At 71.6% G+C, this 12,155-nt stretch carries 9 protein-coding genes and 1 pseudogene; 1 reads left to right on the top strand and 9 read right to left on the bottom strand.

The window, feature by feature from the left end:
- A partial coding sequence (locus HL658_RS36620) for a hypothetical protein (protein ID WP_211109732.1) occupies positions 1-446 on the bottom strand: 446 nt, incomplete at its 3' end.
- Between HL658_RS36620 and HL658_RS13435 the strand changes: the two genes are divergently transcribed.
- The gene (locus HL658_RS13435) at positions 445-1,434 is read left to right on the top strand and encodes a CRISPR system precrRNA processing endoribonuclease RAMP protein Cas6 (RefSeq protein ID WP_180282472.1); all 990 of its coding nucleotides are present in this window, start codon (positions 445-447) and stop codon (positions 1,432-1,434) included. The two genes, HL658_RS36620 and HL658_RS13435, sit on opposite strands and share 2 nt — an antisense overlap.
- Positions 1,435-1,437: 3 nt before the next feature.
- On the opposite strand, the gene HL658_RS13440 is transcribed toward HL658_RS13435, so the two are convergent.
- From HL658_RS13440 to HL658_RS13470, 8 genes and pseudogenes are all read right to left on the bottom strand, one after another.
- A complete protein-coding gene (locus HL658_RS13440) occupies positions 1,438-3,750 on the bottom strand; it encodes a TIGR03986 family type III CRISPR-associated RAMP protein (protein WP_180282473.1) in 2,313 nt (770 codons plus the stop codon).
- Between the two features lie 4 nt (positions 3,751-3,754).
- Positions 3,755-4,240, bottom strand: a complete 486-nt coding sequence (locus tag HL658_RS13445) for a hypothetical protein (protein WP_180282474.1) — start codon at positions 4,238-4,240, stop codon at positions 3,755-3,757.
- Positions 4,237-5,820, bottom strand: a complete 1,584-nt coding sequence (locus tag HL658_RS13450) for an RAMP superfamily CRISPR-associated protein (RefSeq protein WP_180282475.1) — start codon at positions 5,818-5,820, stop codon at positions 4,237-4,239. Before HL658_RS13450 ends, HL658_RS13445 begins: the two co-directional genes overlap by 4 nt.
- On the bottom strand, positions 5,810-8,161 hold the full coding sequence (locus HL658_RS13455; protein ID WP_180282476.1) for a hypothetical protein: 2,352 nt from the start codon (positions 8,159-8,161) through the stop codon (positions 5,810-5,812). Before HL658_RS13455 ends, HL658_RS13450 begins: the two co-directional genes overlap by 11 nt.
- Positions 8,158-9,783, bottom strand: a complete 1,626-nt coding sequence (locus tag HL658_RS13460) for a Cas10/Cmr2 second palm domain-containing protein (protein ID WP_180282477.1) — start codon at positions 9,781-9,783, stop codon at positions 8,158-8,160. Before HL658_RS13460 ends, HL658_RS13455 begins: the two co-directional genes overlap by 4 nt.
- A 485-nt stretch (positions 9,784-10,268) precedes the next feature.
- On the bottom strand, positions 10,269-10,826 hold the full coding sequence (locus tag HL658_RS13465) for a site-specific integrase (protein WP_180282478.1): 558 nt from the start codon (positions 10,824-10,826) through the stop codon (positions 10,269-10,271).
- Between the two features lie 19 nt (positions 10,827-10,845).
- Positions 10,846-11,100, bottom strand: a pseudogene (locus HL658_RS38165) (Arm DNA-binding domain-containing protein); the annotation flags it as partial.
- A 656-nt stretch (positions 11,101-11,756) separates the two neighbouring features.
- Positions 11,757-12,155, bottom strand: a complete 399-nt coding sequence (locus HL658_RS13470) for a gamma-butyrobetaine hydroxylase family protein (RefSeq protein WP_180282479.1) — start codon at positions 12,153-12,155, stop codon at positions 11,757-11,759.

A 12,155-nucleotide genomic window follows, 5' to 3' on the forward strand; every position in this document is an offset into this window, starting at 1 on the left:
GGGCAGCAGCCCGAGCAGGCGAAGTCCCCGTGTTTCAATCCGCTCCCGAACGCGGATGGCCTCTGAACGGGCAGCAGCCCGAGCAGGCGAAGTCCCCGTGTTTCAATCCGCTCCCGAACGCGGATGGCCTCTGAACAGTGCTGTTGCCATGCGGTTGATGCAACAGGGAAATTCGGCACGCTTTCCACGTACCCTGTGGATGGAATCGGCCACGGCGGCAAAACAGGGTTAACCGGCGGCAACAAACCATCGAATACCACAACAATATCAATATGATGACCATGCCTCCACAGCTCATTCGACACAAACCCCAAGCCGCACGGCCGCGCCGCGCAACATCCCTGCGCGCCGGTGTCGCGCGGCGGGGGCTCGTCGGGGTGGTGGAAAACGGGTAGAAGATGGTGACGACTCGCCTTCCGCGGCACATTCCACGGCCCCACACCCATGCACGACCTCCCCGCCCCTTCCCCGCTCGCCCGACGGCTGCTGGAACCGGCGGGGTGGGTGTCGTTGGAGGGGTTGGCGGCGGGGTGGTTCCAGCAGACGGTGGTGGTGCGGGCGGCGGAGGCGGCGGGGCTGGCGGCGGACACCGCCTTTCCCGGGCGGGTGCGCGGGGCGCTGGAGCGGGCGCTGATGGCCGGCGCCTCGGCGGAGGCACTGCGCGGCGAGCCCTGCCCGTGGGATCCGCCCTGCGCTTATGACGCGCTGGTGCGCGAGCAGGGGAGGATCGCCAGCGGCCTGCCGGTGCCGCGACCGATGGTTCTGCGGGCGGAGGCGGCGGGCCGCGACCTGCTGGTGGAGCTGACCCTGTTCGGCTTCGCATGCGACTGGATGCCGGCGGCGGCGGAGGCGCTGTCGGCCGCGCTCGCCCACGGCATCGCCCCGCCCGTCCGCCGGGCCGGTGCGGCCCCGGTGGTGACCACCCGCGCCGCCCTGGCCGCCCACCGCCCCGGCGCCCCCATGGCCGCACCGGACACGCCCGGCCTGACCCTGACCACCCGCCGGGTGGAGACGGCGGAGGGGCTGCCGGTGCCCGCCGACGCCACCGCGGTGGAGCTGGAGTTCGTGACGCCCGCATCCTTGCGCGGCGGGGCGGACCTGCGGCACGGGCTGGCCGGCTTCGTCGGCGCGCTCGCCAACCGGGTCTTCGGCATGGCCCGCTGGCAGGACGCCGGGGTGGAAGCCGACCGCCGCGCCCTGCTGGCCGCCGCCGACCGCATCGCGGTCGACACCACCGCCCTCACCCACACCACCTGGCGCCGCGGCTCCGCCAAGCAGGACCGCTGGCTGCCCATGGAGGGCGACCACGGCCCCGTCCTCCTGCAAGGCCCCCTGCACCCCCTCCTCCCCCTGCTGACCATCGGCACCGCGCTGCACGCCGGCGCGCGGACGACCTTCGGCCAGGGGGCGTACCGGATGCGGGTGGTGGGGTAGGGTTCAGAGAAGCTTCACGTCGGCACGCGGCACCTCGAGCCGTTCGTCGTCGTCTTCGTACCGGATGACGAGTGTGTCACCCCTTTCCTCCAAAACGATCACCGTCTCGCGGAAATACACCCCCGTCCTCCTCCCCGCCTTCGCCGGCCCCGCCCCCGGCTTCCCCGGCGCCGGCCTGACCGCGGCCACCACGCCGCCGCGCGGCTCCGCCGCTTCGCCCGGGGGGTAGGCGGGGAGGATCAGGCGGTGATTGGTGTTCTTGACCTTCTGGAAGGTCTTGGGGTCGGCCATCTGGGCCAGACCGCCCTTGGCGGCCACGGCGTCGCCCTTGGCGGGGTCGGCGGTCGCCAGCAGGCTGCGGATCTGGTCGCTGTCCTGCCAGCGGGCGTTCACGCCCTCCTTGCGCAGCCAGCCGTCCATGTGGGCGGCGAACTCGTCGCGGCACGCCTCCAGCAGGCGGAGTGCGGCGTCGCCGTCGTGCGCGGTGCCGGTGGCGTTGTCCTCCAGAAGGCTGGCGCCGTATTCGGGGTCGGCGCCCTGGGGCAGCAGGCGGATTTCCACGGCGCCGAAGCCGAAGGGGCGGGCCATGCCAAGCGCGTGGCAGAGGCCGGCCCGGCCGCCGAAGGTCAGCGCCCAGACGATGGCGCCCAGCTCCACCCGGCGCAGGTTGTGCACGTCGACCGGCGCGTGGAACACGCTGCCGCTGCCGGCGGGGGTGAAGCCGGTGGCGATCTTGCGGTTGGGATCCTCCCGGCTGCCGACCTTGCGGGCGTCCGGGTCGGGCGGCGGAACGCGGGTGCGCGAGGTGACGGGGTAGCGTTTCCAGCCGCGGAGCTTGGCCTCCGGGTTGGTCCAGGTGTGGTAGGCGCCGTAGGGGCGGTCCTTCTGGCCGTCGTCGTACAGCGCCAGCCGCACCCGTGCCGGGCCGGGCGCGGGGTCGCGCTCGGGCTGGGCGAGGTAGGCGGGGTAGAAGGCGGGCTTCGGCCCGATCAGCACCAGCTCGACCGGCCGCTCCTCCTGCGGATCGCCGGGGGTGACGCGGCGGCCGTGGCCGATGCGCACGCGGCCCTTCAGCCCGGCCGGGCGCTGGTCCTTGCCGGCGCGGTCGGCGGCGAAGCCGAACACGCACTCCGCCAGATCGGGCCGCTCGTCGCGGTGGCGGGGGGAGGCGTTCCACGCCGCGTCCAGGCTGGTGCCCGTCCCGGCCAGCCGGAACATCATGGCGAGGCCCATGGCCTTGAAGGGGCTGTCGGCCGCCTTCTGCTCGTCCGCCGTCTCCGCCTCCAGCCAGAAGACGGGGACGCGGCCGCCGGCGGTGAACAGCTCCTTGCGCCAGTGTGCCCATTCCTTGTTGGGGGCGCCGGTCACGGGGTCGCGGTGCGCCCACTCGAAATCCTCGCGCACCGCGTCGGGCACCGGCAGCGGCTCGGGGGCGGGGCTGTGGAACAGGAACTCCTTGGTCTTGGTGCCCTTGTCGCCTCGGCGGGCGGGCTGGCCGGTGAAGACCAGGGTGCCCGTTACCCCGTCGGGCGAACCGAGCTCCGCCGCGCGCGACAGGTGGCGGCCCTTGGCGTAGGCGCCCTCGGCCGTCCAGGGACCGGGGCGGAAGCGCAGCTCCCGCGGCAGGCGCCACGCCTTGTACTTCTCGACCGCCCCCTGACGGTCGCCGAGGTTGATGCCGCCGGCACCGCGGCGCCGGTGCAGCGCCTCCAGCTCCTCCTGCAACACCACCGACCAGTCGCAGGGGGTGAGGCGCCAGGTGCCGTCCTTGGGGTCCACGCTCAGCCAGCCCGCCTTGGACTTGGCGTGCAGCCCGTGGTCGATGGCGGTGAAGTGGCTGACGTAATCCTTCGGGTTCTGCAGATCCCGGAAGGAGAAGCGCAGCGGGTCGATGCGCGGCCCCATCTTGCCGAAGGACGCGATCTCCACCACCGAGGCGATCAGCCCGCGCAGGCTGGATCCCGGGATCGCCGGCTCCCCGTCGATCTCGAAGCGGCGGCGGTCGGGGGCGCGCTCGTTGCTCTTGCGGTCGCGGCGGACGGCGCGCGTCTCCTCCGGGTCGCCGCCGCCGATGAAGAGCGGCGTGCGCGCCGTCACCTCGATCCAGAAACGGCCGCAGAACCCGTCCTCGAACGGGATCTCGTGCGACACGCGGTCGTGCCAGTCCGGCAGATACACCCGCTCGTTGATCGGCACGAAGGCGTAGGGTGCGGTGAGGCGCAGATCCTCCGCCGGGCGGGAGGAGGCCGGGGCCGGAGGGCCACCACGGCGCGGCGGCTGCGGAGCGCGGGAGGGGCCGCGATAGGGTGCGGGCATGGCCTTACTCCTTCCCCGTCGTCGCGACGAAACCGGTGAAGCGCGACGCCACGGGGCGGTAGCGGTCGCCGTCTTGCCGCCAATAGACGGTGTAGCGCAGCCTCAAATCCTTCAGGACGGACAGGTATTCGACATCGCGGGCGAGGAAGGCATCGCCGCCGGCGTGCTCGACCGCCTCGACGCACAGCCAGCGGTCGCCGTCCAGGTGGCGCAGGCTGACGCTGCGGCCGTCCGCCATCAGCAGTTCGGCGGCCAGGATCGGGCTGGTGCCTTGCTCCGGCGTCCAGCCACCGTCCCGGTACAGCGCATTGCGGTCGGTACGGCTGACCCAGCCGGACGGCCCGGCGAAGCCGGTGACCTTGTCGTCCGCCGCCTTGTGGTCGATGTGCGTGGGCGTGAAGGTGCAGCGCACGGAGCGCCACGCGGTCGCCGGCAACCCGTTGGCGCGAAGGAAGTCCTGAAGCACCCGCAAATCGTCGCTGTCGGTCACGCCCCGCCTCCCTCGCCCAGCGCCGCCAGCCGGGCGCGCAAGCCGTCCGCCAACTCCCCCTCCCCCTCGACGCGCAGGCCGGTGCAGCCGAAGCGGCCGTTGCCGCGGCTGGAGCCGGCGCCGAAGAACAGCCGGCCGCGCCGCAGATCCACCAGCGTGGCGGCCAGCGCGTCCAGCGCCTCGGCCTCCCGCGCCAGGGACTCCGCTTCGTCGTCCGGATCGGCTTCCTTCGGGCGCGGCATCAGGGTCATCCGGTATTCGTCCAGCCGCGGGCCGGGCTCCAGCACCCGTTCGCTGAACAGCCGGCCGCGGCGGGCACCGCCGGTGAAGCGGTCCTGCGACACATGGAAGACGCCGGCCGAGCGCACCGCGCCATCGGTGAGGAACAGGTCGTCGAGCAGCAACCGGCCGGCGCGCCCCTCCCCGTCCTTGTTCTTGACCCGCCCGAACAGCGCCAGCACCGCCGGATTCTCCGCGCCCGTCACCGTCGGCGAATCCGGCCCGTCCCTTTCGGTGGCCCAGGCGACGGCGCCGCGCCGCGCCGCCAGCAGGTTGCGGTGCCAGGACAGCCGGTGGGCCAGCGCCCCCTTGATGCCGGAGGCCGGAACGACATGCACGGGCTGCGCCGTGACCCTCCCGGCCCAGCCGCCGGACCGGGCGGGCTCCCAGGTCACCAGCTGCTCGGCGACCGGCGCGAAATCCTCGCCCGTCTCCGCAACGCCACCGCCGAACAGCCAGCGGTCGCGGGGCCCGAAGCCCTCCAGCACGATGGCGACGGAACCGGAGGGGATCACCGGCGCCGGCAGGTCGGCGGCCCCGAGCCGCCCCGGATCGCCGAGATCGACCGGCAGGGCGGAAAAGCCGTCGAACTGCGCCTCGTCCCGCAGGTCGAAGGCGCCCCGCCGCACCGCCACCACCGCGAAGGCGCCATGGCCGCGCCGCGTGCCGGCCCCCAGCCGCAGGCCGGGCCAGGACAGCAGGCCGAGCAGCCTGTCCATCACGGACTCATCCTCCGCCGTCCCGGACAGCACCAGCTCGACGGTGAAGCGGTGGCCGGCGGCGACCAGCGTCTCCTCGAACTTGCCGCGATCGGCGGGGCCGCCGCGGTGGTCGATGCGCACATGGTCGCGCAGCACCCCGGCCCGCGCGTTCTCCAGCACGGGGTCCTCGGCAATGGGGCCATAGGGGTCGCGCAGCCCGTCCACCGGGCGGTCGTCTGCACCGTGGATCGCCGCCCACGAGACGGCCAGGCGCGAGCCGAACCCGGCGTCGCGGTCCTTCGCCGCCGCGGTCCCGAACAGATGCTCCACCATTTTCAGGGAAACGGTCTTCTGTGAATCGGGGTCCCACCGCTCGACCGTCCCGTCTCCCAGAGCCGCCGCCGCGGCGTGGCGGAGAACGCCGGCGATGCTGGTGCCGGGGATGGCGGGCAGGCCGTTGGCGTCGGTGACGAACACGCTGTCGGAGAACAGGTCGCCGCGCCCACTGCGCACCGCGAAGGGCGTCAGGAACCGGATGGTCACCCGCGCCACGTGGCGCACCGGCCAGGAGCTGCGGGGGCTGGTCGGATCAGCGGACATCGGCGGCCTCCTTCCCCTTCGGCCGATCGGCGGGGACGCGCCCCTGCGCCAGCAGGCGCGGCATGCGCTGGGCGAGCGCCGTCAGCACCATGCGGCCCAGCTCGAAAACCAGGGGCTGCCCGGCGGGATCGGCCCCGGCCGGGTCCGCCAGCCTGGCGTCGGCCAGCCAGCGGTGCAGCGTCTTCGGCTCGATCAGGTCACCCAGCAGGTCGGCGAAGCTCGTCCGTCCGAAGCCGCCCCCGCGCACGTCGAAGGGGCAGTCCAACGACCAGCGCGCCGCGGCGACGCCGCTGCTGCACACGCCGTGGTCGCGGTCGAACAGGATGGACCTCAACTCCTCAAGGGTGCGGGCGTGGGCGACCGACTGCCGGATGGTGCCCCATTGCGCGCGCGACGGCCCGCCCAGCGCGTCGGGGCGCAGTCTCGCCTCCTTCTCCGCATGGGCGTAGAGCGCCTGGAAATACCGCTCGTAGTCCTGCGCGTGCTCGTTGGCGAGCGGCGGCAGCGTCCGCTCCGCAAAGCGGCGGTCGAGCCAGCGCCCCTCCGCCGTGCCGTCGAGGGCGGCGTCGTCGCCGGCCACCGCCAGCCGTTCCGCGGCACCCTCCGTCACCGTCCATGCCGCCCGCACCCCGACGAAGGGCGGGTTCACGAGGATGCGCCCCAGCCCATCCTGCCGGTGCAGCCCCACCCCTTCGCGCGCGCGGCGTTCGACCTCGGCGGGATCGGCCGAAGGCCCATCCTTGCAGCGTTTGAACACCAGCACCGACCCGGCGACGATCACCTGCCGCTCCAGGTCGAAGGCGCGGCGGTGGCCGTTGACCGGGGCGTAGCCGCGCACCCGCAGGAAGCTGCGCTTGCGGTCCAGCGACCAATCCTTCGCGGGGAGCCCGAAATCCACCGGCCGGGGCTCGGTGACCGGTGTACCGGTCGCCTCGTCGATCAACGCGGTGTCGCTCAGCAGATAGACCACCACCGGCCCGCCGGGATCGACGGCGCCCGAAAGCGGCAGGCCGGGCGGTCGATCGATCGGGCGGATCCGGGCGCGCCCGAACTCCGCGGTGCGGGACTTGCCGATGCGGATGTCCGCCGCGGTCAGCCGCTCCACCACCTTCGCCCGCACGGCCTCCGGCACGCCCGCCATGGTCAGGACGAACCAGAAGGATTGCCCCGCCGTCAGATACTCGAAGCCGAACAGCGCGCCGGAGCGGGCGTAACCGTCACGCTCGCGGTCCATCGCCGTCATGCGGCGGAAGCGCCGGGTCGGCTTGGCCCTCTCCGCCCCGGCCTCGGTTCCCGACGCAAGCCCGATGAAGCCCTCGCGCATCTGCTTCGGCTGCCCGTTCGGCTCGCCGGCGGAGAGGTCGTGCACCGCGCCCCGCGCACCGAGCTTCTCCCCGTGCCAGGACAGCGGCACCGGCAGTGCCGCCCGCCCGTCGGCCATCAGCGGGTAGGCGCAGCCGAAGGACACCCGCCCGCTGTGGAACACGTCCCACGCCGTACCCTCTTTCTGGAACTCCTCATAATGGCGCGCCAGCGCCCCCAGGATCACCGCGCCGGGGATGTGGTCGAGGCAGACGTGCTGACCAGCGGTGCCGCTGTGGGCGGACAGGATGGTGTCCCCCAGCAGGTCGAGCCGCATCCACACCGTGCCGTCCGCTGCGGCGGCGGGCCGCGTTGCGGGCGTCTCCGCCACCGCGTCCGGCACCTCCAGAGTCACCCGGACGCGGCCGAGCCCACGGCTGCGGTGCCCGCCCAACCCGCGGATCAGCGGCAGCGCGCGGGCCAGAACCGCCGGCCAGTCCATCCCGGCCCAGGCGGGCTCGTCGAGCCAGGGCGGCGGTTCGGCCACCGCCACCCGGGCGCGCAGCGTGAGCGGTGCGGTCACCTCCACCGCGCGCAGCGTCTTGTCCTTGGCCTGCCCCTGGTCGTCGATGGCGGTGGCGTGGAGTGCTTGGAACAGGCCGGCGACGCGGTCCGCCCCACCGCCTGCCGCGGCGACGGCGCGCCACGCGTCGGGCGGCGTCGCGTTGTCGAACACGGCGTGCCCGATTCGGGTGTTGAACCGCTGGCGGCGGAAGCTGCCGTCGTCATCGGGTCCCTTGCCCGGCCGGGGCGGCGGAGAGCCGCAGAACCACAGCGGGGCGTCGGGCGGGATGCGCCCGAACTCGGCGGCCTGCTGGAGCGCCTCGCGCACCAGCCCCTGCACCGCCTTGCCGTGCAGCACCGGCAGGCCGAGGGCGTCGCGCGAGACGGAGGCGTCGATCTGCGCGCTCAGCCCCATGCCGGTGCCCACATGCCACCAGGACCGGATGTCGAAGACCAGCACGGCCGTGGTCGTCATGGCACCGCCTCCTCCGCTTCCTCACCGGCACCCTTGCCGCGCCCGGTCGCCGCCAGCAGAGCGGTGACGTCCAGCATGGGCGAGCGCGCCGGCCGCTCCTTCGTTCCCTTCGACGTCCACAGGCGCGGCGGCGCGCAGCCGAGCGCCGACAGGGCGCTCCGTAGGTCGTGCGCCGCCTCCTTCGGTATCACCTCGACCAGCCGGTGGTAGCGGGCGGCGGCCAGCACATCGTTCTCGCGGACCAGCCCAGCCAATTCCCGCCAGGATCCGCGGGGCAGCCGGTCCACCACATCCGCCAGCCGCAGCAGGTCGCGGAGACGGGCGAGCGGTGTATGCCCCTCGTCGTTGTTGCCGTCCGGCACCTCGCCATCGCCCTCCGGCACCCGGTAGGGGGCCATGGTCAGCAGCCGGAGCTCGTCATCGACGCGCTGGCTCAGGTCGTGCGCCACGATGTCACCCGCGAAGTCCCGGGCCAGCGTGGTGGTCACACGGTGGAAGGCCAGCGACGCCAGGGTGCGCCCCTCCCCCCGCCGCGACCCCGCCTTGGCGAACCTGCACAGGGATTCGGCCAGCGTGTGCGCCTGATCGAACGGGTAATGCGCCTTCACGAAGGCGATGCCGGCGCAGGCGGTCAGCCGGTCGGGGATGTAGACCGGGCTGTTTTTCAGACCCTTCAACCGCTCCCCGGTTTCGATCCCGAACCGCGTCAGGAAGGTTTCGGTGAAACGGATCGCGTCGCGGGCCGGGAGCAGAGCCGTCACGTCGTCGCCACCCAGCACGATGGGCCGCACGGGAATCGTCTTCCGGGTTGCCACGTCGCGAACTATGTCGTGCAAAGCTGCCAGGAAGGCCTCTTCCGTCGCTTCCTTGACCGCATTCGACAAATCCCGAAGCAGGCGCGTGCGGTCCTCCGCGCCGAGCGACTCGTCCTTGCCGATCGCCATGAAGAGCTGCCCCAACCCGTTGCCATCGGCGTGGAGCACCGCCATGTAGCGGCCGTCGCCGACGATCACATCGACGTCCTTGGCGAAGTCGCCGGCCATATCGGGGAACAGGCGGGTCTTGAACACCGACGCCCGGCCCCCGCCGGCCGCATCGCGCCGCCGCCGCATCGAGCAGTCCACCGCCTCCGGTCCCTGCACGCCGTCGTCGTCACGCTCCTTATCGTCCACAGCCGGCTCGCCGGTGCGTTGGGCGCGCAGCGTGAAGGGGGTGGCGGGCGGCAGGACCGGCCCGGCAAGGCCGCCATCGGTCCTGAGCTCATTTTCGAAGGCGTCGAACTCCCTGGCCGTCGGCCGGTCCCCCGCCAGTTCGTGCCAGGCCAATCCGTAACGCAGCCCGGGCGCCCATTCGGCGATCATCAGCGGCAGAAGCCGGACCATGCGCGCGGCGGCGCCGTCGTCGGCCACCAGCAGCCGGAAGGCGCCCGCCCCGGTGGACAGGATGGTGACCCCCTCCCCCGACCCGGCGGAGGTCGCCCGGCAAGCCTTCATCATGTCGTCACGGACGCGGCCCGGAATCTCCTCGACCAGATCGCTGCCGCCGGCGATATCCCGCAGCTTGCCTCCGGAGGTGATCCAGGACTGGATCCCCTTCGCCACGAACCCGACCAACGCCGCCATGGTGCGCCGCCCCCCACACGTATCCAGGGAGAATTAGCGCGCGTGTCACGAAAAGTCGATGATCATCAATCTCTTTCTCAATTCACGGGTGAAATGGTGACAGGAGTATGAACGTCTGCGAAGCGATGCCGGACCTGCGTTCTGCGCTCCTCACATGGACAGCCGAATCCGCCACATTCTGCCAGATTTCATCAACCCCATACCAACGCCAGCGGTCTCGGCAGCGATGGTCTCACGGCAATGCTTATGCTGTATTGCGCTGCTGTTCTTTTCGTTCGAGCGCTCCGGTGCGCGTCAAAACCCCAGGAGTGCTCAAATCCCCCGGATCATTGATTCGCAAGGGTTCGTTGTCAGCATGAAGAGCGGAACGGAACCGAATGCGGCCGCCGCGACGCTGTTCCGGCAAACCCCTCGATTCCATGCCGATTCGGCTTTGTGGCTCAAGGGATGGGAGCCACCCGGTCTCCCCCGGCAGTGCTGCCGGGTCACACTCTCCCCGCCGGCCGGCGCCCGCGGCGCTTCGGCAGCGCCACCACATTGTCCCCGAAGGCCGCAATCGCTTCTTCCGCCGCCTGGTCCGCACCCGCCTTCAGCGCACCCATGACGCGGCTTTCCACCCGGTCCGAAAGGTCGCGCAGGGGACGGGCGTCCCGGTTGACGTAACGGCCGGTCATGGCGAGCGTCTTGTGGCCGAGCTTGTCGCGCACGAGGAAGGCGTTGGCGCCCGCCTGACCCACGTAGGTGCCGACCGTGTGCCGGAGGTCATGGAGGCGGACGTCGGGCAGACCCGCCCGCGCGCGAATGCGCGTCCAGGCGTGCTCCAGCGTCGATGCCGAAAGGGGTTCCTCGGGGTCGCTCGCGGCCGGCAGGAACCACGGGGAGGTCCGCGGCCGTTCCGACAGGAAGGCCACGGTGGTAGACCCGACCGGATGGACACGGGCTCCGGCCTTCCCGTCGCGGATACGAAGGAGCCCCTGCTCGAGGTCCACATCCTCCCAGCGCAGCCCCGGTGCGCGCCTTGTCCGGCGTCCAGGGCGACCCATGGCGGCCGAGCTTCAACTTTTTGGTCGGCGTGTCCCGGCCGCCCATCCGGTACTGCACCCGGTAGGTCTTCAGTCCCCTGGGCGTGACGCGGAGGCCGAACCCCTTCAGATCGGTGCCCGGATCCAGAGGTCCGTGTCCCGCGGCTTCGTCCGATCGACCAGCTTCTTGGTGATCCTCGCCTGCATGATTCCCGCCCGGATCCGGAAGCACCGCGGGAGCACCGCGGAAGCACATCGGCGAATTTTCCTGACATTCCGGGACATGCCCCGACATGCCGAACAACGACCACCACCTTGGAAAGGCGATCAGAATCCATCCGGGGGAATCCAGGGATCCTTCGGGAAAAAGGACTTTAGTCCAACTCAAGATCTGTTGCCCGAAAGGGCGTGCTGGTTCGATTCCGGGTTGGGGCACCAAGGATTTCAAGGGCTTGACGGCCGTTTCGCCATCGTCGGCGGGCCTTTAGGCCTTCATGATCCGCGCCGGCGGACAGCCGGTCCCGCCAAGGATCCGGCAGCCCACCCGACGCCATCATCCCGTTACTCGATCAGCGTTGCCCTGACGCCATCGTGGCGCCAGCGCCCTTCCATGCCCTTGATCGGCCACTGGAGTGTTCGGACGCGACGTCGCTCGTCCCTGAGCCGCGTCCCTCGTCCCTGATCAGGCAGCCGGGGCGCTCCACCCACGCGAACACCACGTCGCGCTGCGCGGGTGGGAACCATGACTCGAAAGCCGCGGGCTTGATCAGGACATGCCCCTGCAGCGCGTCGACCCCGCCCGGTCGGCGAGTGATGGCTTTCGCAGAACTGGCCAAGGAACGCCAGGAAAGCGTGCCCGTAACGCCATCACATCCGATGATTGTCGCGCTTACGTCACCACCGTTGGCCATGAACCGGAATGATCGGACTCCGCCCCAGTCACCCGGACCGTCAGCCGCGCCGCGGCGGGTCGCGGCTGAAGCCCTTGGCCTGAAGTTCGGCGAGGTATTGCGCCCACAGGCTCTCCTGGTTCTCGCCGATCTCGTAGAGATAGCGCCAGGAGAAGATGCCGGTGTCGTGCATGTCGTCGAAGACGATGCGGACGGCGTAGTTGCCGACCGGTTCCAGCCGCATGATGCCGACGTGGCGGCGGCCCGGCACGGTCTGGCGCTGGGAGGGGTCGTGCCCCTGCACCTCGGCCGAGGGGCTGACCACCCGCAGGAACTCCGCGGGATAGGAGAAGCGGCGGCCGTTGTCGAAATCGACTTCCAGCCGTTTCTCCTCGGACTTCAGTCGGATCTCCACGGGCCAGTGGGCCGTGTCGAACCCGTCGTCGCCGGTGCCGGTCAT

Origin of the sequence: Azospirillum oleiclasticum (genome assembly GCF_013423485.1) — a bacterium.
In the GTDB taxonomy this organism is placed as follows: domain Bacteria; phylum Pseudomonadota; class Alphaproteobacteria; order Azospirillales; family Azospirillaceae; genus Azospirillum; species Azospirillum oleiclasticum.